23 protein-coding genes and 2 pseudogenes are annotated in these 22,270 nt (G+C 68.8%); 16 read left to right on the plus strand and 9 right to left on the minus strand.

All coding sequences use genetic code 11. From position 1 onward, the window contains the following. Positions 1-20: 20 nt before the first annotated feature. From hemE to A5787_RS08135, 5 genes are all read left to right on the plus strand, one after another. Positions 21-1,094, plus strand: coding sequence for a uroporphyrinogen decarboxylase (gene hemE, locus A5787_RS08115; protein ID WP_156763829.1), 1,074 nt, complete (start codon positions 21-23; stop codon positions 1,092-1,094). Next, on the plus strand, positions 1,091-2,446 hold the full coding sequence (locus A5787_RS08120; RefSeq protein ID WP_066964316.1) for a protoporphyrinogen oxidase: 1,356 nt from the start codon (positions 1,091-1,093) through the stop codon (positions 2,444-2,446). The genes hemE and A5787_RS08120 overlap by 4 nt, the downstream gene beginning before the upstream one ends. 5 nt (positions 2,447-2,451) lie before the next feature. Further along, complete coding sequence (hemQ, locus tag A5787_RS08125; RefSeq protein ID WP_066964319.1) at positions 2,452-3,147, plus strand: hydrogen peroxide-dependent heme synthase; 696 nt, start codon at positions 2,452-2,454, stop codon at positions 3,145-3,147. Between the two features lie 44 nt (positions 3,148-3,191). Beyond that, positions 3,192-3,899, plus strand: coding sequence for a class I SAM-dependent methyltransferase (locus tag A5787_RS08130; protein WP_066964643.1), 708 nt, complete (start codon positions 3,192-3,194; stop codon positions 3,897-3,899). A 117-nt stretch (positions 3,900-4,016) separates the two neighbouring features. Next, positions 4,017-4,865, plus strand: coding sequence for an endonuclease domain-containing protein (locus A5787_RS08135; RefSeq protein ID WP_066964321.1), 849 nt, complete (start codon positions 4,017-4,019; stop codon positions 4,863-4,865). 63 nt (positions 4,866-4,928) lie between these two features. Here the strand turns inward: A5787_RS08135 and msrB are convergent, their stop codons facing one another. Genes msrB through A5787_RS08155 form a run of 4 tightly spaced genes read right to left on the minus strand, consistent with a single transcriptional unit; the run spans position 4,929 to position 9,038 of the window. Then, positions 4,929-5,339: a peptide-methionine (R)-S-oxide reductase MsrB gene (msrB, locus tag A5787_RS08140; protein ID WP_066964326.1), complete on the minus strand. Its 411-nt coding sequence runs from the start codon at positions 5,337-5,339 to the stop codon at positions 4,929-4,931. A 9-nt stretch (positions 5,340-5,348) separates the two neighbouring features. Beyond that, positions 5,349-6,701: an arabinofuranan 3-O-arabinosyltransferase gene (gene aftC / locus A5787_RS08145; protein WP_066964329.1), complete on the minus strand. Its 1,353-nt coding sequence runs from the start codon at positions 6,699-6,701 to the stop codon at positions 5,349-5,351. A 19-nt stretch (positions 6,702-6,720) separates the two neighbouring features. After that, a complete protein-coding gene (locus A5787_RS08150) occupies positions 6,721-8,280 on the minus strand; it encodes an alpha/beta hydrolase (protein WP_066964332.1) in 1,560 nt (519 codons plus the stop codon). Between the two features lie 14 nt (positions 8,281-8,294). Next, on the minus strand, positions 8,295-9,038 hold the full coding sequence (locus tag A5787_RS08155) for a pyrimidine reductase family protein (RefSeq protein ID WP_231993892.1): 744 nt from the start codon (positions 9,036-9,038) through the stop codon (positions 8,295-8,297). 3 nt (positions 9,039-9,041) lie between these two features. Between A5787_RS08155 and zapE the strand changes: the two are divergent. Then, positions 9,042-10,113 (plus strand): annotated as a pseudogene (gene zapE / locus A5787_RS08160) (cell division protein ZapE). Here zapE and A5787_RS26485 read toward each other — a convergent pair. The 3 genes and pseudogenes from A5787_RS26485 to A5787_RS08170 form a co-directional block, all read right to left on the minus strand. After that, a pseudogene (locus A5787_RS26485) lies at positions 10,097-10,588 on the minus strand (GNAT family N-acetyltransferase); the annotation flags it as partial. The pseudogenes zapE and A5787_RS26485 overlap by 17 nt on opposite strands. Then, positions 10,576-11,085, minus strand: coding sequence for a hypothetical protein (locus A5787_RS08165; RefSeq protein ID WP_066964349.1), 510 nt, complete (start codon positions 11,083-11,085; stop codon positions 10,576-10,578). The gene A5787_RS08165 and the pseudogene A5787_RS26485, both read right to left, overlap by 13 nt. 21 nt (positions 11,086-11,106) lie before the next feature. Beyond that, positions 11,107-11,844 carry a Clp protease N-terminal domain-containing protein gene (locus A5787_RS08170; RefSeq protein ID WP_066964352.1) on the minus strand — a complete coding sequence of 246 codons (738 nt, stop codon included), beginning with the start codon at positions 11,842-11,844 and terminating at the stop codon, positions 11,107-11,109. A gap of 119 nt (positions 11,845-11,963) precedes the next feature. Between A5787_RS08170 and A5787_RS08175 the strand changes: the two genes are divergently transcribed. From A5787_RS08175 to A5787_RS08190, 5 genes are all read left to right on the plus strand, one after another. Then, entirely contained in the window at positions 11,964-12,275 is a 312-nt protein-coding gene (locus tag A5787_RS08175) for a DUF732 domain-containing protein (protein WP_066964650.1), read from the plus strand. Between the two features lie 112 nt (positions 12,276-12,387). Then, positions 12,388-13,872: a sodium:alanine symporter family protein gene (locus A5787_RS08180; RefSeq protein WP_066964355.1), complete on the plus strand. Its 1,485-nt coding sequence runs from the start codon at positions 12,388-12,390 to the stop codon at positions 13,870-13,872. Between the two features lie 105 nt (positions 13,873-13,977). Then, a complete protein-coding gene (locus A5787_RS27660) occupies positions 13,978-14,115 on the plus strand; it encodes a hypothetical protein (RefSeq protein ID WP_197506986.1) in 138 nt (45 codons plus the stop codon). Between the two features lie 376 nt (positions 14,116-14,491). Then, positions 14,492-15,430: a cytochrome c oxidase assembly protein gene (locus tag A5787_RS08185; RefSeq protein WP_066964358.1), complete on the plus strand. Its 939-nt coding sequence runs from the start codon at positions 14,492-14,494 to the stop codon at positions 15,428-15,430. Positions 15,431-15,478: 48 nt separating this feature from the next. Beyond that, positions 15,479-15,838 carry a DUF732 domain-containing protein gene (locus tag A5787_RS08190; protein WP_066964361.1) on the plus strand — a complete coding sequence of 120 codons (360 nt, stop codon included), beginning with the start codon at positions 15,479-15,481 and terminating at the stop codon, positions 15,836-15,838. 5 nt (positions 15,839-15,843) lie between these two features. On the opposite strand, the gene A5787_RS08195 is transcribed toward A5787_RS08190, so the two are convergent. Continuing rightward, complete coding sequence (locus tag A5787_RS08195) at positions 15,844-16,866, minus strand: methyltransferase (protein ID WP_066964365.1); 1,023 nt, start codon at positions 16,864-16,866, stop codon at positions 15,844-15,846. Positions 16,867-16,984: 118 nt separating this feature from the next. Between A5787_RS08195 and A5787_RS08200 the strand changes: the two genes are divergently transcribed. Next, positions 16,985-17,593, plus strand: a complete 609-nt coding sequence (locus tag A5787_RS08200; protein ID WP_082977125.1) for a hypothetical protein — start codon at positions 16,985-16,987, stop codon at positions 17,591-17,593. 56 nt (positions 17,594-17,649) lie between these two features. Continuing rightward, a complete protein-coding gene (locus A5787_RS08205) occupies positions 17,650-18,528 on the plus strand; it encodes an alpha/beta fold hydrolase (RefSeq protein ID WP_231993893.1) in 879 nt (292 codons plus the stop codon). Here A5787_RS08205 and A5787_RS08210 read toward each other — a convergent pair. Continuing rightward, positions 18,522-19,448, minus strand: a complete 927-nt coding sequence (locus tag A5787_RS08210) for a cation diffusion facilitator family transporter (protein WP_066964374.1) — start codon at positions 19,446-19,448, stop codon at positions 18,522-18,524. The genes A5787_RS08205 and A5787_RS08210 overlap by 7 nt on opposite strands. Before the next feature lie 89 nt (positions 19,449-19,537). Here A5787_RS08210 and A5787_RS08215 point away from each other — a divergent pair, with 89 nt between their 5' ends. The 3 genes from A5787_RS08215 (at position 19,538) to A5787_RS08225 (ending at position 22,101) form a co-directional block, all read left to right on the plus strand. Then, entirely contained in the window at positions 19,538-20,704 is a 1,167-nt protein-coding gene (locus tag A5787_RS08215; protein ID WP_066964377.1) for a glycosyltransferase, read from the plus strand. A 448-nt stretch (positions 20,705-21,152) separates the two neighbouring features. Beyond that, positions 21,153-21,653, plus strand: coding sequence for a hypothetical protein (locus A5787_RS08220; protein WP_066964380.1), 501 nt, complete (start codon positions 21,153-21,155; stop codon positions 21,651-21,653). Positions 21,654-21,807: 154 nt separating this feature from the next. After that, positions 21,808-22,101, plus strand: a complete 294-nt coding sequence (locus A5787_RS08225; RefSeq protein ID WP_066964384.1) for a hypothetical protein — start codon at positions 21,808-21,810, stop codon at positions 22,099-22,101. Positions 22,102-22,270: the final 169 nt, after the last annotated feature.

A 22,270-nucleotide genomic window follows, 5' to 3' on the forward strand; every position in this document is an offset into this window, starting at 1 on the left:
TGAGGCTGATGAACACCCCTGTGCGTGCCCGCCGTGACCTGCCCGAGTCGCCGTATCTGGCCGCCGTCAGCGGACGCAAGCCCGGCCACGTGCCGGTGTGGTTCATGCGGCAGGCCGGGCGCTCGTTGCCCGAATACCGGGCGCTGCGGGAACGGCACAGCATGCTGGCGGCCTGCTTCGAGCCCGAGGTGGCCTGCGAGATCACCCTGCAGCCGGTGCGCCGCCACGGCGTCGACGCGGCGATCCTGTTCTCCGACATCGTGGTACCGCTGCGCGCCGCGGGCATCGAGCTGGACATCGTCGCCGACGTCGGGCCGGTCATCGCGCACCCGGTGCGCACCGACGCCGACATCGAGGCGATGAAACCCCTTGAGCCGCAAGCGATTCAGCCGATCACCGAGGCGGTCTCGCTGCTCGTGGGGGCGCTGGGCGACGTCCCGCTGATCGGTTTCGCCGGCGCGCCGTTCACGCTGGCGTCCTACCTCGTCGAAGGCGGCCCCAGCCGCAACCACGCCCGCACCAAGGCGATGATGCTGGCCGAGCCGCACAGCTGGCATGCGCTGATGTCGAAGCTGACCGACCTCACCGTCGCGTTCCTGCAGGGGCAGCTCGAGGCCGGGGTGGACGCGATCCAGGTGTTCGACTCGTGGGCGGGGACGCTGTCGCTGGCCGACTACCGCCATTACGTGCTGCCGCACAGCTCGAGGGTGTTCGCCGCGCTGTCCGACTACGGCGTGCCCATGACGCATTTCGGGGTGGGGACCGCCGAACTGCTGGGGGCGATGTCGTCGGCGCTGAAGTGCGGCATGAAGCCGCGGCAGGCCACCGCCGTCGGGGTGGACTGGCGCACCTCGCTGGCCGACGCCGCCGCCCGGGTCGAGCCCGGCACGGCGCTGCAGGGCAACCTCGACCCGGTGGTGCTGCAGGCGGGCTGGCCGGTGGTGGAACACGCCGCGCGGGTCGTCATCGACGACGGACGCCGCGCGGTCGACGCCGGCGCGACCGGCCACGTGTTCAACCTGGGCCACGGGGTGCTGCCCGAGACCGACCCCGCCATCCTGACCGACCTGGTTGCGCTGGTCCACTCGCTATGACGGGCCGCTTGTATTGCGTTGTGGGCGGCGGTGTTTCGGGGCTTACGGCGGCGTACCGGCTGCGCGCGGCCGCCGGTGACGACGCGACGATCACGTTGTTCGAGCCCGCCGACCGGCTCGGCGGCGTGTTGCGCACCGAGCAGGTCGGCGGCCAGGCGATGGACGTGGGCGCCGAGGCGTTCGTGCTGCGCCGGCCCGAGATGCCGGCGCTGCTGGCCGAACTGGGCCTGTCGGATCGCCAACTGGCCACCACCGGAGCCCGGCCGTTGATCTACAGCCAGCGGCAATTGCACCCGCTGCCCACCGGGACCGTCGTCGGGATTCCGGCGTCGTCCGCGTCGGTGGCCGGATTGGTCGACGCGGCGACGGTCGCGCGCATCGACGGCGAACCCAGCCGAAGTCTGGCATGGCGGCCCGGCAGCGATCCGGCCGTCGCCGGACTGGTCGGCGACCGGTTCGGCGCGCAGGTGGTGGCGCGGTCGGTGGATCCCCTGCTGAGCGGGGTGTACGCGGGCTCCGCGGCGACCATCGGCCTGCGCGCGGCGGCCCCCACCGTCGCGGCGGCCCTCGACCGCGGCGCCACCAGCTTGACCGAGGCCGTCGCCAACGGGCTGCCCGCGAACACCGGCGCGCCGGTGTTCGGGGCGATCGACGGCGGCTACCGGGTGCTCGTCGACGAGCTCGTCGCGCGCGGCCGGCCGAACTGGGTGCGCGCCGCGGTGCAACGGCTCGAACCCGCCGGGCCCGGCTGGGCGCTGCTCGACGACGCCGGCGCGCGCTGGCACGCCGATGCGGTGGTCTTGGCCATCCCGGCCCCGCGGCTGGCGGCGCTGGTCGCCGAGGTGGCGCCGCACACCGCCGCCGCCGCGCGCCGGATCGAGAGCGCGTCTGCGGCGGTGGTGGCGCTGGCGGTGCCCGCCGACACCGCGTTCCCGCACTGCTCCGGCGTCCTGGCCGCCAGCGGGGAACCCCTGCGGGCCAAGGCGATCACGCTGTCGTCGCGCAAATGGGGCGGCCGCGGCGACACCCAGCTGCTGCGGCTGTCATTCGGGCGCTTCGGCGACGACGTGGCCGCCGGCACCCCCGATGACGAACTGCTGGGATGGGCGTTGAGCGACCTGGTCGACGTGTTCGGGCTGACCGTCGACCCCGTCGACGCCCGCGTGCAGCGCTGGATCGACGCGATGCCGCAGTACGGTCCCGGCCACGCGGACGTGGTCGCCGAGGTACGGGCCGGGCTGCCGCCGGGGCTCGCGGTGGCCGGCAGCTACCTCGACGGGATCGGCGTGCCGGCGTGCGTCGGGGCGGCCGCCCGGGCGGCCGAGGCACTGCGGGCGGAAGTGGCACGATAGATGCCATGGCCAAACTCGATTACGAGGCGCTGAACTCGCAGCTGCGCTACCTGATGTTCTCGGTGTTTTCCGTGCGGCCCGGCGAGCTCGGTGACGAGCGCGATGCCGTGATCGAGGACACCGCCCGGTTTTTCAAGGAGCAGGAGGCACGCGGCGTCGTGGTGCGCGGCCTCTACGACGTGGCGGGTCTGCGCGCCGACGCCGATTTCATGATCTGGACCCACGCCGAGCGCGTCGAGGCGCTGCAGGCGACCTACGCCGACTTCCGGCGTACCACCACCCTGGGGCGGGCCAGCGCGCCGGTGTGGAGCAGCGTGGCGCTGCACCGGCCCGCCGAGTTCAACAGGAGCCACATCCCGGCGTTTCTGGCGGGCGAGGAGCCCGGCAACTACATCTGCGTGTATCCCTTTGTGCGGTCCTACGAGTGGTACCTGCTGCCGGACGAGGAACGGCGGCGCATGCTCGCCGAGCACGGCATGGCCGCGCGCGAATACAAGGACGTCCGCGCCAACACCGTCCCGGCGTTCGCCCTGGGCGACTACGAATGGATCCTGGCCTTCGAGGCCCCCGAGCTGGATCGCATCGTCGACCTGATGCGTGAGCTGCGGGCCACCGACGCGCGCCGCCACACCCGCGCCGAGACGCCCTTTTTCACGGGGCCGCGGGTGCCCGTCGAGCAGTTGGTGGCGGCGCTGCCGTGACGACCGCACCGTTCGACCCGACCGACCCCGCCCGCTTCGAGGAGATGTACCGCGACGACCGGACGTCGCACGGCCTGCCCGCCGCCACGCCGTGGGACATCGGCGGTCCGCAGCCGGTGGTTCAGCGGCTGGTCGCGCTGGGCGCCATCAAGGGCGAGGTGCTCGACCCGGGCACCGGCCCCGGTCACCACGCGATCTACTACGCCTCGAAGGGCTACTCGGCGACCGGCATCGACGGGTCGGCGGCTGCCGTGGAACGGGCCCGGGAAAACGCCCAAAAGGCCGGTGTATCAGTCAATTTCGAGCTGGCCGACGCCGCCAAGCTGGAGGGGTTCGACAACCGGTTCGACACCGTCGTCGACTGCGCCTTCTACCACACCTTCAGCACCGACCAGGACATGCAGCATGCGTACGTGCAGGCGCTGCACCGGGCGACCAAGCCGGGGGCGCGGCTCTACATGTTCGAATTCGGCGAGCACGACGTCAACGGCTTCAAAATGATGCGGTCGTTGTCCGAGGACGACTTTCGTGACGTGCTGCCGGTCGGCGGGTGGGAGATCACCTACCTCGGCCCGACGACCTATCTGGTCAACATGAGCACCCAGACGATCGAGCTGATGGCCGCGCGCAACCCGGACATGGCGGACCAGGTGCAGGCGCTGCTGGACCGCTTCCGGGCGATGGAGCCGTGGCTGGAGGGCGGCCGGGTGCACGCCCCCTTCTGGGAGGTGCACGCGACGCGGGTGGACTAGTGGACTAGCGCCGTGCGGCGTTTCGCGACACATAAACGTCTGCGACGACACGCCGAGATGTGTCGCAACGGTTTATGTCTGGGGGATCCAGTCGCCGGGTAGCGACGTCTTCCGTTTGTGGACGAGGTGTTCATCGGCAGCGAGGCGGTGCGCCAGGGGCGGCTAAGTCCCTACCAATTGCGCACCGAATTCCGCGCGATCTATCCCGATGTTTACCTGCCGGCCCACGCCGCCCCGTCGCTGCGAACCCGATCGGTCGCGGCGTGGCTGTGGTCGGGCCGGCGCGGCGTCGTGGCCGGCCTTGCCGCGGCGGCGCTGCACGGCGCGCGCTGGATCGACGACGACGTGCCCATCGAGTTGATCTGGCGCAACCAACACGCTCCGACCGGCGTGATCACCCGTAATCAGCGAGTTCGGCCGGATGAGGTCACCCGCGCCGTGGGTCTGCCGGTGACCACTCCTGCGCGCACGGCGTTCGACCTGGCCAGGCAATTGCCCACGGGCGAGGCGGTGGCGCGACTCGACGCGTTGATGCGGGCGACACCGTTTTGCGCCGAGCAGGTGTGGCTGCTGGCCAAGCGGTACCCGGGTGCGCGCGGCCTGCGACGGCTACGCACCGCGCTTCCGCTGGTCGATGCGGGCGCCGCGTCGCCCAAGGAGACGTGGCTGCGCCTCTTGCTGATCGACGCCGGGCTGCCGGCTCCCGAGACACAGATACCGGTAAATGAGAATTGGCGAACCGTCGGCGTACTCGATATGGGCTGGGAGAGATACAAAGTGGCCGCCGAGTACGACGGTGACCAACACCGCACCGACCGCCGCCAGTATGCCCGTGATCAGTGGCGGACACGCAGGCTCGAGGCACTCGGCTGGATCGTTATCAGGGTGATCGCCGAGGACAAGCCGGCGGAAGTCGTGCGATGCGTGCGCGAAGCGCTCGCCCGTAGGGGGTTTCGCGAGACGTAAACGATTGCGATGCGTGTCGGCGTGTCGTCGCAACTGGTTATGTGTCGCGGACCGGGAAACGCGCTAGGCGCCCGTCGGCACCAGCCGCAACGAGATCGAGTTGATGCAGTAGCGCTGGTCGGTCGGGGTGGGGTAACCCTCGCCGGCGAACACGTGGCCCAGGTGGCTGTGGCAGTTCGCGCACAGCACCTCGGTCCGCGTCGTCCCCATCGAATGATCGGGGCGCAGAATCACCGCGTCGGAGTTCGCCGGGTCGAAGAACGACGGCCAGCCGCAGTGCGACTCGAATTTCTCTGTGCTGCGGAACAATTCGGCGCCGCACGCCCGGCATTGGTAGACGCCCTCGGTCTTGGTGTCGGTGTACTCGCCGGTGAACGGCCGCTCGGTGCCGGCGCGGCGCAGCACGTCGAACTCCTGCGGGTTCAGCTTTCGGCGCCACTCGTCGTCGGACAGTTGCACCTTCGGACTCGTCATGCCTCCACGCTAGCTCGGATGGCGCTGACCCGCTGCGCCCGGCTCCGCCGCGTTTGCGATCAGCGCGTCGTCATCCGGCTTGGCCGTCAGCCACGCCGGGTCGATGCCCTCGTCCAGCCGGTTCTCGGCCTTGGCGTCCAGATACCGGAAGTAGAGCACGGTGAACGCCACGATCAGCAGCAGCGACCAGCCGTAGGTGATCTTCAGGTAGTGCAGCGCGCGGCCATACCTCATGTACCGGTAAATCAGCCAGTCGTCCAGCGCCAGGAAGCCGTAGATCCCCAGCCACGCCGGCCAGTTGCGGATCAGCGAATTGGGCAGCACGACAGTCATCAGGAACGGGAACAGCATCATCGAGTAGTAGCCCTGGGCCAGCGGCAGCACCAGCCAGGAACACAGCAGCAGCACGCCCGAGGAGCTGGTGTACCAGAGCAGCGGGTCGCGGGTGCGGTAGTAGCGGTAGAGCAGCCACAGCGCCGCGATGGCCAGCACAGTGAAGAGGATCCGCAGGAACACGATCAGCCAGGTGGGCAGCCCGAAGTACACGCCGTTGCCCTCGATCGAGCTGTTGAAATAGTCGCGGACGCCCCCGATGTAGGGCAGCGTGCGGGTGACGAAGTCCATCGGGTCGCTGACCAACGGCCACGCGGCCGCGTTGATGACGATCGGGACGACCAACGCGGGCACCAGCGTCCGCCACTGGCGGTTCAGCAGCGGCAGCAACAGCAGCGGGCCGAGCACCGGTTTGAGCGTCAACGTCAGCCCGATGACGAGGCCGGCCCACCACTGGTGCCCGACTTTCCCGTCCAGCAGCCAGCGCAGGAACAGCACCTCCGCCAGCAGTACGCAGCCGTTGATGTTGGTGAACACCAGCGTGCTGGTCACGCTTTCCGTGCAGAACATGGCCAGCAGCAGCGCGGGGGCGGCCACCGAGGACAGCGTGTAGTTGAACAGCCGCAGCAGCAGGTACCAGGCGATCAGGATGGCCACGGTGTTGATCAGGATGAACAGATAGCGCGACGGCGTGAAGGACAGGTACCCGAAGGGCGCCATCAGCAAGGTGCCGCCGGGCGGGTAGAGGTAGTGCGGGTCGACGTAGTCGAAGTGCTCGTTGTAGATGTCCCAGCCCTGGCGGAAGTTCAGCACCGCGCGGTACACCGGTTTGAAGTCGTCGGTGATGTTGCCGTTGAGGGTGAGGATGATGCTGCGGTGCAGGACCGACATGATGGCCACCGGCCACAGCACCGATCGCAGTATCGTCGCGGTGCTCGGGGCGCCGGTGCGGGGACGAAAGGCGGCCAGGATCCCGTCGCGCAGGCCGGTTCGGGGCGAGTCAGCTGCGGTCACCAGCGCACCGTACACCGGGACAAGCCGCGAAGTGTCAGGCGGGACAGTAGGTGTCGGTCCCGGGCAGCTTGCCGCTGTTGAGGTAGCCGATCAGCGGCGGGACCGCACAGGGCGAATAGATGCTGGCGCCGTGACCGATGCCCTGCCACATCACCCGCTTGCTGGCCGCGTTGGCGTTGATGATGGTGGCCGCCGTCTGAGCCACCCCCTCGGTGCCGACGATCGGGTCGTTCTGCACGCCCGCCAACAGGATGTCGACCTTGAGGTTCTTCGGCGGGGCCGGCGGCGCAATCGTGGGCCAGTGCACGCATTTGACCAAGCTCAGTGCGGCGACGGTGCCGAACTGGGGATAGAGCTTCGCCCACGCCACGACGAGCTCGCGCACCCGGTCGGGGGTGGGGCGGTTGACGGCGTCGCTGCAGGAGCTGACGAACTGGCCGTCCGAGTCGGTGACGGCGTACGCGTGGTTGATCAGGTTGTTCAGCTGGTTGGCGTCGCCGGAGCGGGCGGCGGCCAGCGCGTTGGCCAGGCTCGTGGTGGCGCCGACGCGGCCGCCGGACGGGAAGCCCAGCGCGACGGTGAGGGCGTTGGCGATCCCGGCCACCGGCGCGCCGCCGGGTCCCTTGCCGCCGCGCGCGTCGGCGAGCAGCGCGCTGACGGCGCCCTTCGGGTCGGGACCCAGCGCGCAGTTGACGGCGACGCACTGGGCGGCGAACGCGTCGAGCGCGGCCTGCTGGCCCTTGACCTGTTGCTCGGCGGCCGCTTCGGCGTTGACGCCCAGGGCGATCGGGGAGTCGAGGATCAGCCGGGCGACCCGGTCGGGCCGCGACGCGGCGTAGGCCAGCGCCACCTGGGCGCCGTTGCCGACCCCGATCAGCGCGACCGCGGGCACGTCCCACAGCGAGCGCAGCCGCTCGATGTCGGACGCGGCGTGCGAATTGTCGTAGGAGGACGCGCCCGGAGAGATGGCGTCGGTGCAGTTCGTGGTGGCGGTGTTGGAGATGTCGGAAAGGTTGGCGACCGGGTCGTCGCCGGCCTGGAATTGCGCCTGGTCGCGCATCGACTGCCGGTCAAGCTGGTCGCGGCAGTCGATGGGGCTCGACATGCCCATGCCGCGCCGGTCCACGGCGACGACGGGGTGGGTTTGCAGCACGTCGGCGCCCGAGCGGGCCAGCCACACCGGCAACTGCGTGGACGACGGCAGGTCCGAGCCGGTGGTGAAGACGAGCGGTCCCGCGTCGTGCGGCGTCTGGTTCGAGCGGGCGCGCACCACACCGATGGTCAGGTTTCCGCCCTGGCCGTTGACGGGGTCGAGGTCGCTGTCGTAGGTCGCACAGTCCAGCTGCACACCCGGCGCCGCAGGGACGGCCGCGTCGCCGAAGACCTTCGACGTGCAGTCATGCCAGGCCAGGTCGTTCTTGGGCGCCGCGATCGGTGGCGGACCGCTGGGGGGCGGCTTGCTCGGGGCCACGCCCTGCGGGCGGGCGCCGGAGTCGGTCGCGAAGCGCGGGTCCGCGGCCAGGCCGGGAACGCAGCCGGCCACCAGCGCGGTCACCGCGAGCAGCACCGTGGCCGATGCGATCTGCCGACTCATGCCGACCACAGTAGCTAGGCCTTGACGTAGCGGCCGTAAAGGTAGCCGGCCTCGTCGGTGAGCAGGTGGGCCGGGCGCATCCGGGTGAGCGCCTGGGCCGGGCCCGCCGCGATGCGCCGCGCCAGGCCGCCGACGAGGTACGGCGCGATCGTCAGGCACAACTCGTCGAGCAGGTCGCGCTCGATGAACGCCCCGAGCAGCGTCGGCCCGCCCTCGGTCAGGATGCGGCGCATTCCGCGCGCCGCGAGCGCGCCCAGCAGGGCGGCCTCGTCGACCGTGCCGGGATCGTCGCCGGAGCAGTCGAGCACCTCACACACGTCGCCGATCAGGCTTCGGGTCTCGTCGGCCGCCGCCGTGCAGGTGAGCACCAGGGGCGGCACCTCGGTCCGGGTGAACACCGCCAGGTCCGGATCGAGGCGACCCGACTGGGTGACGACCGCCAGTTGCGGGACCTCGCTTTGCCCGCGGGCCTGGCGCACCTGTCGCTGCGCGACGGCCACGTGCGCGCCGGAATACCCCTCGATGCGCACCGTGCCGGCACCGACCACGATCACGTCGGCCAGTTCGCGCAGCAGGTTGAAGATGTGCCGGTCGCCGGGCCCGCCCATCGCTCCGCTGCTGCCGTCGGCGGTGGCGCCGCCGTCGAGGCTGGTGATGAAATTCGCCCGCACCCAGACGCTGTCGCGGTCCGGATAGCCGTAGAGCCCGGCAAGTTCGCCGTCGTCGAGTTCGCGGGCGGACCCGAGCAGCGTCAGCATGGCTTGATTGCAGCACGCCACTACAGTTCGGTGCATGCATGGGTCCCCCGTGCCCCGGTTGGTGGATCGGCATCCGAGCGTGTCGCCGGAGCGACTCATCGCCCAATTGCGGCCGCCGCCAACGTTCGCCGACGTGAGCTTCTCGACGTATCGCCCGGATCCGGCGGAACCGACCCAGGCGGCCGCTGTCGGGGCCTGTCAGGACTTCTGCCGGCAGGCCGTCGAGCGCCGGGCCGGCCGCCGAAGACTGTTCGGAAAGCGGGCGGTGCTGCCCGGGGTCGGGCTCTATCTCGACGGCGGCTTCGGGGTGGGCAAGACCCACCTGCTCGCCTCGGCCTATTACCAGTTGCCCGGCGGGGGACCGGAATCACCAACCCCCAAGGCGTTCGCCACCTTTGGTGAACTCACCCAGCTCGCCGGGGTGTTCGGGTTCGCCGAATGCATCGAGATGCTGGCCGATTACACCGCGGTGTGCATCGACGAGTTCGAGCTCGACGACCCCGGCAACACCACCCTCATCTCGCGGCTGTTGTCGTCGTTGGTCGAGCGGGGCGTGTCGGTGGCCGCGACCTCGAACACCCTGCCCGAGCAACTCGGCGAGGGCCGCTTCGCCGCCCAGGATTTCCTGCGCGAAATCCACACGCTGGCAAGCATTTTCAACACCGTACGGATCGATGGGCGCGACTACCGGCACCGCGGCCTGCCGCCGGCGCCCCAGCCGCTGTCCGACGAGGAGGTGGGCGCGCGCGCCCGGCAGGCCGACGGGGCGACGCTGGACGACTTCGACGCCCTGTGCGCGCACCTGGCCACCATGCATCCCTCGCGGTATCTGACGCTGATCGAGGGCGTGACGGCGGTGTTTATCACCGGCGTGCACGGCATCGACGACCAGAACGTCGCGCTGCGGTTGGTGTCGCTGACCGATCGCCTGTATGACGCCGGCATCCCGGTGGTGGCTTCGGGCGCGAAGCTGGACAGCATCTTCAGCCAGGAGATGCTGGCGGGCGGCTTTCGAAAGAAGTATCTGCGGGCCACGTCACGGCTGGTGGCGCTGACCCAAGCTCGCGAACCATGAGGTAATCGTTCTCGGTGCGGCTGCCCACCCGAAAGGTCCTGGTGCCGTTGATCGTAAAGCCGCTCTTGGCGTAAAAGCGTTGTGCGCGTTGATTCGCCTGGTTGACGCCCAGCCACACCCGCCGCGCGCCCCAGCGCTGGGCGGTGGCCAGCGCCCGGTCCATCAGCGTCGTCGCTGCCCCGCCGCCGTGGTGGTCGGGCAGCACGTAGATCTTCGACAGCTCGGCGGTGTCGGTGCCGTCGCGAATGAGCATGGCGTAGCCGATGATTCGGCCGCCCCGCGCCGCGGCGATGACCGCGCGGTCCGGATCGGCCAGGTATTCCGCGAAGCGCTCCGCCGACAGGTTGGCGTCGATGAACGAGGCGATGTCTTCAGGAGCCGTCGAGGGCGGACAGGCTAGCGGAAAGGTTTGCGCCGCAACGGCAGCCAACTCCCCGGCGTCGACGCAACCCGTCGCGAGCGTCAGAGATTCCATTGGGCGAGGTGATAGCCCGTCTTCTTGTCCAGCAGGACGACGGTGGAGACCGGGTCGCGGTAGGCGTCCCAATACACGCCACCGCGCACGACCGCCCCGTTCGGTGCGTTGACGAGCACGTTGTCCAGCGCGTCGGGCGCGTCGGTGGCACGCGGTTTGTAGGCGTCGGCGAACGGGGTCACGCCGTCGAAGCTGAAGTCGGTCGCCATGATGTACGGATTGGGCACCCGGATCGCGCGCACCGTCACGTCGGCGCGGTTGGGGGTGCTGCCGGGGAAGCTTTTGATCGGCACGCCGCTGCGCGTGTAGCCGAATCCCGGGGGCGGGTCGCACGGTGTCACGCTGCTGACGGTGACGTCGGCGATGTAGGTGCCGGTGTCCACCCGCAGCGTGTCACCGATGTGGCCGATCGGCGCGTCGCCGGCCCAGGCGCGCGGCGCCGAGATATTCGCGGCGGCGACCAGCAAGATTGACAGGGCGATCAGCCAGCGGTGCATCCTCGCATGATCGCACACGCGCTACGGCGAGGGGGAGGGGTTCTTGCCGCTGGCCAGTGCTTCGAGCGCCGCCGCGGCATCGTCATCAACCCGGTCCTTGTCGACGCCGCATCGGTGCAGCGGCCCCGCGCCGTCCTCGAGTTCGAGCAGCGCCAGCAGCAGGTGTTCGGTGCCGATGTAGTTGTGGCCCAGCCGAAGCGCCTCCCGGAACGTCAGCTCCAGCGCCTTGCGCGCCGGGCCGCTGAACGGGATGAGTTTGGGAGGCTCACCGGTGGACGGGGGCAGCGTTATGGTGGCCCGAAGTGCCTCGACGTCGACCTGTTGCCGTTGCAGCAGCAGCGTGGCCAGCCCGGCCGGATCGCTGATGACGCCGAGCAGCAGATGGTCGGGGGTGATCTCATTATTGGCGGCTTCGTGGGCGGCATTCTGTGCCGCCACGACGGCATTGCGCGCCCGCGGCGTGAAGCGCCCGAAGCCCTGCTCGGGGTCCAGCGTGGTGGCCTCGGCCCGGGGGACGAACCGCTTCTGGGCGGCCTGTTTGGTGACGCCCATGCTCTTGCCGATGTCGGTCCAGGAAGCCCCCGAGCGGCGGGCCTGATCGACGAAGTGCCCGATCAGGTGGTCGGCGACCTCGCCCAGATGCTCGGCGGCCAGGACCGCGTCGGCGAGCTGATCCAGCGCGTCCGTGTGCACTCGTTTGATCGCGTTGATCAGCTCGTCGAGGCGGACGGGATAGGAGATGGGCGTCGGTTCGGACATGCCGTCAACACTAGGTTGACGCTAGCCGATGTGTCAACCGAAGGTTGACGACGATTTGGGCTGCGGCGCGGCCTTCGTTCTGCGACGATCAGTGGACCGTGAAACCGCTGCTCCTGACGATGCTGAGCCTCGCGGCCCTGGTCGGCGTGGCCGGTCCGGCGCGGGCCGACAGCGACGACGACGCATTCCTCGTCTCGCTGCGGGCGGCGGGCATCACCTTTCCGGACCCGGGCCCGGCCATCGCGGCCGGAAGATGGGTGTGCCAGGCGGTGGGCAAGGGGACGCAGATGGCGGACGTCGTCAAGACCGTGCAGTCCCAGAACCCCGGACTGCACGGCGATAACGCCGCCAGGTTCACGGCGATCGCGGCCAACGTGTACTGCCCCCAATCCCTGACGGTCACCAGCACTAAGGTCGACGGCGGCGCCTAACGCCCGTCATTGTTTTTTTACATTCGCGTCCGCCAACGCCGGGTTAACGAAACCTGTCGTCAACATTTCGCATCTACGCTGCTGCAAACAACGGCCCAGCTAAGGATGCAATTTGGACTTCGTTCAGGCGCAGCTGATCGACCCGCTGAGCAATGCCCTGAATGGCCACGTCCTCGTTTATCTGCTTCTCGGCGTTGGCATCTATTTCACGGTGCGCACCCGATTCATTCAGATCCGCTACTTCGGACGCATGCTTCGCCAGCTCCGCCGATCCCACCGCCAAGACGGTGGGATCTCTTCTTTTCAGGCCTTCTGCGTCGGCCTTGCTTCGCGGGTGGGCACCGGGAACATCGCCGGCGTCGCGATAGCCCTCACCGTTGGCGGGCCCGGTGCGATCTTCTGGATGTGGGTGGTGGCCGCGGTCGGCATGGCCACGGCGCTGATCGAGGCGACGCTCGCCCAGATCTTCAAGGTCCGATCCGCCGACGGCGCGTTCCGTGGCGGCCCGGCGTTCTACATCCAGCGCGGCCTGGGCTCGCGGACGGGCGGCGTCTTGTTCGCCCTGTTGCTGGTGGTCGCGTTCTCCACCGCGTTCAACATGGTGGAGACCAACGCGATCAGCGGCGTCTTGAAGTCGTCGCATGGTGTCGACGTCGGTTGGACGACGGCGGCTTTGGCGGTGCTCGCGGCGTCGGTGCTGTTCGGCGGGGTGCGCAGGGTCGCCAAGGTCGCCGAACTGGTCATCCCGGTCGTCGCGGTGTTGTATGCGCTGCTGGCGCTGACGATCGTGGCGGTCAACATCACGGCGCTGCCGGCCGTCATCGAGGAGATCGTCGGTGGCGCGTTCGGAATCCGCCAGTTGGCAGGCGGTTTCGCCGGTGGCATCGCGACGGCGATGCTGACCGGGGTCAAGCGCGGGCTGTTCGCCTGCGAGGCGGGCATGGGCAGTTCACCCAACATCGCGGGCGCCGCGACGGTGTCACATCCGGTGGAGCAGGGGCTGATTCAGTCGCTCGCCGTCTTCGTCGACACCATGGTGATCTGCACGGCGACCGCGTTCATCGTGCTGATGTCGGGCCCCGGCGTTTACGATCCGGCCCACACCGGTTCGGTGGCCGGCGCGAGCCTGACCGAGTCGGCGATCGCCGTCGGCCTCGGGTCGTGGACCACCGTGCTGATGACGGCAGTCGTCTTCGTCTTCGCGTTCGCCTCGGTGCTCAGCAACTACGTCTGCGCGGAGGCCAACCTGTTCTTCCTGGGCGGCCGCCACGTGGCGATCAACGTCCTGAAAGTCGTGACGCTGCTGGCCATCGCTTTCGGCGCGATGTCTCAGCTGACGGTGGTCTGGGCGCTCGCCGATCTCGCGATGGCGCTGATGGCCATCGCCAACCTGGTCGCGATCTGCCTGTTGGGCAAGTGGGCGTTCGCGGCGGTGCGCGACTTTCATCGCCAGGCCGCCCAGGGCGCAAGGCCGGTCTTCGTCGCCAGCGCGGCCGGACTGCCCGGCGATCTCGACGGCGACATCTGGGAAATCCCGGAGCGCCGCCCGGTCGGCGCCCTGCCCGACTCGTTGCGGATGAGCCGCCCGGCGGCGTAGTCGTCGACTGGGGATGGCCGGAAACCGGCCTCCCACGACGGGGGACACCAGGGCGTAAGGTCAGGGCATCGGGACCACAAAGGCCCCCACGATCAAGGGGCGACCATGTCTGACAAATCTCCGCGGCAAACGATGACGAAGAAGTCCGGAAAATCTCTGAAAGAGAAGCGCGCCGCCAAACACGCCAAGGCGGCGACTCGTGTCACGTCCACCGAGGCCCTACTTCACGACAAGAAGCGCTGACGCGCAAGGCCTTCGCTAGGCCGGTGGCTCGCTCATGATGCGGCCCACGTTTCAGCGTGGCGGCTTAGCCGAGGAATCGCTCGCGGGCCGGTCCGAAAAAGTGGGAAGTTGAACCGGTTCCGGGTCACGACCATTGTCGGACACCACCTCGGGCTCGTAGCGATGTGAAAACAAATCCGATGAATTCATCGGGCGGGTCCTTAAATTGGTTGGGTCTGGGCGGAAATGTTGATCTGTCGAGAGAAGACGATCGGTTCTGAGCTGCTCATCTGCTGGACAAAATGTCCAAGGTGGCAGGCCCAACACGAACGGCCTACCAACCAATCTACACGCGAGCCCGCGGGCGATGGCGCGCGCCGCAATAGGCTAACGGGCTATGAGCACCAATCCAGGGCCGCTGACGTGGGCCGCCCTGGTCCAGACCTGGCGTCTGGATCTGGTCTCCGCGGCGGTCATTGTGGTGGTGGCCACCGCATATGCGTGGTGTTACCGGCGCGGCCCAAGGGCGGAGCCACCGGTCGGGCCCGCGCAGGCCAGCTGCTTCGGGGTCGGCGTCGCGCTGTGGGTGCTGGCGACGATGAGCGCGGTCGGCGCCTACGCCTACGCCCTGTTCTGGATGCGTGCACTGCAGGTGCTGGTGCTGCTCTACGTCGCGCCGTTCTTCCTGGCGCAGGGTAAGCCGGTCACCGTCGTGCGTGGCGCGCTCGAATCAGCCGGGCGCGACCGCATCGACCGGCTGTTGGCCACCCGGTTCGCGCGCGTGCTCGCCCACCCGTTGACCACGTCGCTGGCGATGCTGGGCACGCCGTGGCTGCTCTACCTGACCCCCTGGTGCACCATGTCCCTCGCCAACGAATGGATCGGTGCACCTACGCGTATCATTCTGGTGGCCATCGGTTTTGGCTATTTCTACGCCCGGCTGCAAGCGGATCCGGTTCCCCGCAGGTACTCTCAGGCGATCTCGTTGCTCATCACCGTCGCCGAGGCGCTTGGCGACGGCGTGCTGGGATTGGTCATCTGGCAGGGTTCGTTGATCGGCGCGGCGTACTACGCGGCGTTGTACCGATCGTGGGGGCCAGATCAGCGGCTCGACCAGACGATCGGCGCCGGCGTCTTATGGATCCTCGGGGACCTGGTCGGCTGGCCGTTCGTACTGTTGCTGATGCGCGCGTTGACGCGCGACGAGAAGGCGCACGCGGTTGCGGTCGACGCCGAGTTGGACGCGGCCGAAGCGGATCAGGGCGAAACCGCAGCACCGTCGGGATTGTGGTGGGAGAACGATCCCGCGCTGCGCGAGCGGTTCCGGCGCCGCTAGGTTGCCCGCAATGCGGGTCCGGCGCGAGTCTGGCACGATCACGAGGTCATGAAATCGCTACAGGGGGTGGCGGCGGTCGTCGCCATGGTGTGCCTGGCCGCGCCGGCGCACGCCGACCAAGGCCCCGAGACCGACCCGGCGACCGACGCCGACTTCCTCGCCGGACTCAGATTCGCGGGGATCACCTACCAGGATCCCAACGCCGCGATCTCGGCCGCCAAGACGCTGTGCCAGTTGGAGGACACGGGATCGTCCGAGGACGAAGTCATCGGAAACCTCCAGCAGCGCAACGGGTTTAGCGAGAACGGCGCGGCCAAGTTCACGGTGATCGCCCTCGGCGCGTACTGCCCGAAGTACATCACCGGCGAGGGTCGTGGCCCCAAGCCCGAGGGCGCGGTCGGCGATTAGCCCCGCTAAACCGCGCGGCCCTCGATGATGCTGAACCGCGATGCGGTGTCGACCACGCCGACGAACTCGAAGCCGGCCGCATCGAACAGGCGGCGGTACTCGTTGGCGGTGCGTTCGCGTCCGTTGTTGATGATCAGCATCTCCATGTCCGTCCACTTGCCGATCGACCCGCTGTCGTCTTCGGGGATGACCGTCTCGATGAGCAGCAGCGCGGCTCCGGCGGGAGCGGCCTTGCGCACGTTCCGCAGGATCCGCACCGACGCGTCGTCGTCCCAGTCGTGGATGATGTGCTTGAGGACGTACGCGTCGGCGCCGGTCGGGACGCTGTCGAAAAAGGAACCCTCGGCAAGCCGGACCCGTTCGGCATGGGTTTCCCGCAGCAGGGCCGGGGCTCCCGCGATCACTTCCGGCAGGTCGTACAGCACGCCTTGGGCGTCGGGCGCCGATGCCAGGATCGCGGCGAGCAGCCGGCCGTGGCCGCCGGCGACGTCGACGATGGTGGCGAACCGGTTGAAGTCGTAGGCCTCGACGACGGGTCCGATCGACACCCCGGACAGGCCGGTCATGGCGTCGTTGAAGATCTGGCCGAATTCGGGCTCGTCGCCCAGGTAGTCGAAAAAGTCCTTGCCGCGCAACCCAGGAACGACCGAGGTGCCGGTTTTGATGGCCTCCGTCAGCAGGCTCCAGTGCTCGCGGTGTTGCCGCGCGCCAATGAAGCGCGCCATCGGCGCCATGGACACCGGGGCATCGGAGCGCAACAGTTCGGCCAGCGGGGTCAGCTCGTAGCGACCGTCATCGCGTTGCGCGAAGATGCCCTGGCTGATCAGCGCCCGCAGCAACCTGCCCAGCGCGTCGGGATTGGCCCCGACCTTGCCGGCCAATTCGTCGATCGGCAGCGGTCCCGCGGACAGCGCGTCCGCGACGCGAAGGTCGGCGACCGCGGTGATGCCCTGCGAGACCCACGCGGCGAGGATGAGCTCCTGCATCACCTCGGCCGGGGAAGCGGCCTGTGCGTCTGGGGAAGTCATCTGCGGAGTCTCGCACGTTTCTCGGGTAGCCAAGGCCGCGGGCGGTCCGCTATGTTGCGCGAGACGTCGGCGGTGGCCGGCGCGCCGGAAGGAGCCAATGGTGATCAAGGTATCGGTCATGGCAGCCGGTCTGGCGGCGAGCGCCCTGGTAGTCGGTGTTGCGGGGTGCGGAAGCGACAAGTCGTCGCCGCCGAGGCAAACACCATCGGCCACGTCGACCTCCGCCGCGCCGTCGTCGGCCGCGTCACCGACATCGAGCACCGGTGCCGCCCAGCCGTCCGACTACAGCAACCTGCTGATCAAGGCCACCGACATCGTGGTGCCCGGCGACACCTTCACCCTGACGCAGACGCTGCCGGTTCCCAACCCCGCGGGAACCGAAGGCGTATTCATGAATCAGGCCGCCTCCCGCAAGGTCGACGACACTATCTACGTCTATCCCGACGCGGGCGCGGCGTCGCAGGCGCTCGACCAGAGCGCCAAGGGGATTCAGGAGCTCAGCGTCAAGGCCGCCCCGACGCCGGCCGACGTGGGTACGGGCGGCCAGATGGCGGTGGGGCCGTCGCCGGACGGTTCGAAGTCGAAAGCGATCGTGATGTTCACCGAGGGCAAGGTCTTCGTGGTCCTTGAATTCGAAAGCGCGCCAAACGATCCGCTGCAACCGGACTTCGTTCTCGATCTCGCGAAGAAGCAGGATGCGGCGATCAAGAACGGGTTACCGTCCTGAGGGTCGTCACGGCGCTCGGCGCGGCCGGATTGCTGGGCTGGGGAGCCGCGCGGGCGGTGACGGCGCGGATACGGCGCAACCCGGATCCTTTTCCGCGCGAACGGCTTACGGCGGAACCCGAGGGTGAGCACGTCTTCATCGAGCGCCCCGACGGGACGGTGCTCAGCGCAGTGGCCGCGGGGCAGGGGCCGCCGGTGATCCTCGTCCACGGCTACACCGCCCGCGTCCTCGAGTGGAACCTGGTGTGGGAAGAGCTGCAGGCGCGCGGGTTTCGCGTCATCGCCTTCGATCAGCGCGGCCACGGGCGTTCCACGCTTGGCTCCGACGGAATCGGATCGGAACCGATGGCGGCCGACATCGCCGCGGTCCTCGAGCACTTCGACGTTCACGACGGCGTGCTCGTCGGCCACTCGATGGGCGGGTTCGTCAGCATCCGTGCGGTGCTCGACCACGCCGACGCGGCGCGGCGGCTGCGCGGGCTGGTGTTGTTCGCGACGTGGGCGGGCCGGATCCTGGACGGCGCGCCGCAGAACCGGCTGCAGATCCCGCTGCTCCAACTCGGCATCCTGCAATTGCTGATGCGCAACCAGACCGTCGCGGCGCTGTTCGGTGCCGCGCAGTGCGGGACGCGCCCGTCGCCGCTGATGGTGTCGGTCTTCATGGAGGCGTTCAACCAGCACCTGGACGAACACGGGCCCCTGCTGCCGATCGTGCGGGCTTTCTCGCGGGAGGATCGATACCCGCGGCTCGGCGAGATACGGGTGCCGACCGTGGTCATGGTCGGCACCGCGGATCGCACTACGCCGCAAAGCCATTCGCGCCGGCTCGCCGACGGTGTCCCCGGGGCGCGGCTGGTAAGCGTGCCCGACGCCGGACACCTACTGAACTGGGAAGCCCCCGACGAGCTGATCGAGGTCGTCGAATCGTTTCACTGAGTCGCCGCGCGCGCACTCCAGGTGAAGCTGTGCATCTCGGGGATCTGTGGTGACAGCGCGGCCGCCACGCTGCGACCGATCCGATCGGCTTCTGCGAGCGGGGTTTTCGGGTCGAGGAAGCCCTCCACCTCAACCCGCAGGGTCCGCCCGGTCCAGCGCGCGCGGGCGTGCGCGTGCAGCACACCGGGAACCGCCGCCGTCGCCGTTTCGGCCGTCGTGATGATCTCGGGGTCTACCCCGTCGAGCAGGCGGTGAGCGATGTCGGCGGTCACCTCCCAGCCGACGTGGCAGATGAAGGCGGTGACGACGATTCCGGCGACCGCGTCCGCCCACGCCCAGCCGAGCGCCACACCGATCAGGCCCAGCATCGCGCCGGCGGAGGACAACGCGTCCAGCCAGGAATGCTTCGCGTCGGCCACCATGGTCGCCGAGCGAATCCGCCGGCCCACCACCAGCTTGTAGCGGGCCACCAGCTGATTGCCCGCGATGCCGATCGCCGCGGCGGCGATGCCCCAGCCCAGGTGCCCGGTGCCGCCGTGGCGCAGCAGCTTCGTGACGCTTTCAAAACCGGCGACCAGCGCGCTGCCCCAGATCACCAGGGCCACACCGATCCCGGCGAGGTCCTCGGCGCGTTCGTAGCCGTACGGGTAGCGCTCGGTGGGGACCTTGCGGGATGCCCGGAAACCCACGAACACCAGGGCGCTGGTCGACACGTCGGACAGGTTGTGCAGCGCGTCGCCGAGCAGGGCCACCGATCCGGACAGCAGCGCGATCGCCAACTCGACGAAGCCCGTCAGGGCCAGGCCGACGGCGCTGACCGCCACGGCGCGGTTGGCCTGCCGTCGCTCGTGCGCGTCGTCCGCAACCGTATCGAGGGGGAAACTCGCCGCCGGGTCGCGGACTCCGCTGATCACATGCATACCGCCTAATATGCCCGCGTCAGCGGTGCCGCTCAAGCGGGGCTCGGGTAGCGCTGTGCTGCAACGGCTTTAATGTTACGGTTCCGCCGATGAAGCTCGTGCTGGCCGGCTACGGAAGTCGTGGCGACGTCGAGCCCTGTGCCGCCCTCGCCCGGGAGCTGCTGCGCCGGGGTCACGACGTACGGATGGCCGTCTCGCCCGACAAGATGGCCTTCGTCGAGGCGGCGGGGGTCACCGCGGTCGGCTACGGACGCGACACGCGCGGGCAAATGGACTCGGCCGTGGACTTCGTCCGCAAGGTGGTCAACCCGCTCAACGCGTTGCCCGCGGTGATGGAGCGCCTGACGCAGGTCTGGACGGAGAAAACCGCGACGCTCACGTCGCTGGCCGAGGGCGCCGACCTGCTCGTGGCGGGCATCAACGAGCAGGAGCTCGCCACCGCCGTCGCGGAGTACTGCGGCATTCCGCTGGTCGCGCTGCACTTCTTCCCGGCGCGGTTGTTGTCCAGCGGTGCGCTGTATGCGGGCATGATGAAGGACGTTGCGGCGGCCCAGCGAACTGCGCTCGGCTTGCCGGAGGCCGGGTCCTCCGGTGAAGCGCTGGAAATCCAGGCCTACGACGAGCTCTGCCTGCCCGGACCCGTCGCCGAATGGGTGGAACCGGACGGCAGAAGGCCCTTCGTCGGCGCGCTGACGCTGGAGTTGCCAACGGACGCCGACGACGAGGTCCTGGGGTGGATCGCCGACGGACCGCCACCGATCTGCTTCGGCCTGGGCAGCACGCCGATCTCGTCTCCGGCGGACCTGGTCGCCATGATCGGCGCGGCCTGCGCGGAGTTGGGGGAGCGGGCGCTCGTGTGCGCCGGCCCCAACGACTTCGCCGGGGTCCCGCGCTTCGACCACGTCAACGTGGCGGGCGCGGTGAACCACGCGGCCGTCCTCCCGGCCTGCCGCGCGGTCGTCCACCATGGCGGCGCCGGCAGCACCGCCGCGGGGCTGCGGGCCGGAATTCCCGCGCTGGTGCTGTGGCTCTGGCTCGACCAGCCCTTCTGGGCGACGGGCCTCGAGCGGCTGAAAGTCGCCGCGGAGCGTCAGTTCGTGGCCACCACCCAGGAATCGCTGGTCGCCGACCTGCGTCGCATCCTCGCGCCGGACTACGCGGCCCGAGCCCGCGAGGTGGCCGCCCAGATGATCACCTCCGCCGACAGCGTTGCCCGCGCCGCCGATCTGGTGGAAGACGCCGCCCGCCCTGGCTGAGTCGGCCATCGTGCCCAAGTTGCGCCTGGCCGTCGCCTATTTCAGGCTGGGAGTCAGCTGCCCGGCGGGGCGGCACTTTGATGGGGGACACCATGGCTGACCGCCCGATTCGTCCGGGATTAGTGGCCGGAATGATGGCGGCCCTGATCTTTACCGCCGGTTCGCCCGCTGTGGCGCCGCTCGCGTGCGGGATCACCTGGACGCGGACGGGCGGCGTATGGATCTTCGAACCGGACTGTCCTCGCCAGCCGCCGCCTTCGCAGCCCTCTCCGGCCGAGCAGCCGCCTGATCCGGGAACGCCGCCGCCGACTCCGTAGCCGCCGAGCCGCGACGGACCCGCAGGTCAGGCACTTACGTGGCGCGATGGCGCGGCATATGGTGAGAGATCGGGTATACGTCCGCGAAATTGTGGCACCGCAGAACCTTTGCGGACCCAGAGGAGAAACCGATGGCCCCGAACGGTCTTTATAAATTCGTCGGTTCAAGCGCCGCACCGCTCGTCATCGCGGTGTCGCTTGCCCCCACTGCCTTCGCCGACAATCCGTCCTGGAATGGCCAGTACGCGGTCACGTTCATGGTCGCTCCGAAGGCCGGAACCAGCATGGCCGTCGGCGACCCCGAGGTGCAGCACACCCAGACCTATGGGTTCAGCTCGAGCTGTTCGAACGGAAAGTGCGTCGCCACCATCGTCAGCGGACCCCCGCCGAGCAATCCGACGGTCCCGCAGCCGGTCCAATTCACCTGGGATGGCTCGTCCTGGAAGCAAGACAGCGAGTTTCAGTGGGACTGCATGATGCCCGACACGACGATCCAATGGAATCCGGCGAAAGCCGAGGTGCGCTACACGCCCCAACCCAACGGGTCGCTCTCCGGTGTCATGCACGCCGACATCTTGAGCGGGGCGTGTCAGGGCTGGGTCGAGGAGTACATGACGGCCGATCGGGTGTGAACGTGCGTTGGTCTGCGAACCGTAGCAAACTAGCAAAGCGTTGCGCCGCAACGCAATTCATGTAACCGGTTGCTCAGCGCGACAACGCATTTCATTGGCGCGGAAATGGTGAAAGGCCCTTTGTCTCCGGCATGTTCGGGGATATTATCCGAGCATGCGTTTCAGCTCTGTTGCGGCCGTCGCCGCCTTGGTTATCGCCCCGATGCTGTCGGTGGGAGCGCCGTCCGCGCACGCCGACCTCAGTGGCTATCGGCGCTGCGTGGCGAACATTACGCAACTTCCGATAACCGAACCCGACCCGCAGAACATGAACCGTGTTGGGCTCATCGAGCAGGATCTCAAGTCGGGCGCCACCCCTGCCGCCGAAGCTCAGAAGGTGGCGGGGATGGGGTTCGATCAGCGCGCGGCCGACACGATCGTGCAGTGCGTGCTGGAGGAAAACCCGTAGCGGAGATATATAGCGGGAAGCCGCGAGGGTCGACGACGAAATCGACGATTCCTGGATGGTGTCCAGATAGCGCGAACCGCCGGCGCCTTCTTGGGCGGCTGCCGCGTCGTGACCTAAATCAGATCCAGTCGTTTTAGCAGCTCGGCAGTATCTTTTTTCAATCGGAATT

This window comes from Mycobacterium sp. 852002-50816_SCH5313054-b, from assembly GCF_001667185.1.
GTDB lineage: Bacteria > Actinomycetota > Actinomycetes > Mycobacteriales > Mycobacteriaceae > Mycobacterium.

Bases quoted from the DNA above. Each gene is read 5' to 3' on its own strand.
- A5787_RS08120 (WP_066964316.1), top strand. From the start codon at position 1,091: ATGACGGGCCGCTTGTATTGCGTTGTGGGCGGCGGTGTTTCGGGGCTT.
- hemQ (WP_066964319.1), top strand. From the start codon at position 2,452: ATGGCCAAACTCGATTACGAGGCGCTGAACTCGCAGCTGCGCTACCTG.
- A5787_RS08130 (WP_066964643.1), top strand. From the start codon at position 3,192: ATGTACCGCGACGACCGGACGTCGCACGGCCTGCCCGCCGCCACGCCG.
- msrB (WP_066964326.1), bottom strand. From the start codon at position 5,339: ATGACGAGTCCGAAGGTGCAACTGTCCGACGACGAGTGGCGCCGAAAG.
- A5787_RS08150 (WP_066964332.1), bottom strand. From the start codon at position 8,280: ATGAGTCGGCAGATCGCATCGGCCACGGTGCTGCTCGCGGTGACCGCG.
- A5787_RS08155 (WP_231993892.1), bottom strand. From the start codon at position 9,038: ATGCTGACGCTGCTCGGGTCCGCCCGCGAACTCGACGACGGCGAACTT.
- A5787_RS08165 (WP_066964349.1), bottom strand. From the start codon at position 11,085: ATGCACCGCTGGCTGATCGCCCTGTCAATCTTGCTGGTCGCCGCCGCG.
- A5787_RS08170 (WP_066964352.1), bottom strand. From the start codon at position 11,844: ATGTCCGAACCGACGCCCATCTCCTATCCCGTCCGCCTCGACGAGCTG.
- A5787_RS08175 (WP_066964650.1), top strand. From the start codon at position 11,964: ATGCTGAGCCTCGCGGCCCTGGTCGGCGTGGCCGGTCCGGCGCGGGCC.
- A5787_RS27660 (WP_197506986.1), top strand. From the start codon at position 13,978: ATGTCTGACAAATCTCCGCGGCAAACGATGACGAAGAAGTCCGGAAAA.
- A5787_RS08185 (WP_066964358.1), top strand. From the start codon at position 14,492: ATGAGCACCAATCCAGGGCCGCTGACGTGGGCCGCCCTGGTCCAGACC.
- A5787_RS08190 (WP_066964361.1), top strand. From the start codon at position 15,479: ATGAAATCGCTACAGGGGGTGGCGGCGGTCGTCGCCATGGTGTGCCTG.
- A5787_RS08195 (WP_066964365.1), bottom strand. From the start codon at position 16,866: ATGACTTCCCCAGACGCACAGGCCGCTTCCCCGGCCGAGGTGATGCAG.
- A5787_RS08200 (WP_082977125.1), top strand. From the start codon at position 16,985: ATGGCAGCCGGTCTGGCGGCGAGCGCCCTGGTAGTCGGTGTTGCGGGG.
- A5787_RS08210 (WP_066964374.1), bottom strand. From the start codon at position 19,448: ATGCATGTGATCAGCGGAGTCCGCGACCCGGCGGCGAGTTTCCCCCTC.
- A5787_RS08215 (WP_066964377.1), top strand. From the start codon at position 19,538: ATGAAGCTCGTGCTGGCCGGCTACGGAAGTCGTGGCGACGTCGAGCCC.
- A5787_RS08220 (WP_066964380.1), top strand. From the start codon at position 21,153: ATGGCCCCGAACGGTCTTTATAAATTCGTCGGTTCAAGCGCCGCACCG.
- A5787_RS08225 (WP_066964384.1), top strand. From the start codon at position 21,808: ATGCGTTTCAGCTCTGTTGCGGCCGTCGCCGCCTTGGTTATCGCCCCG.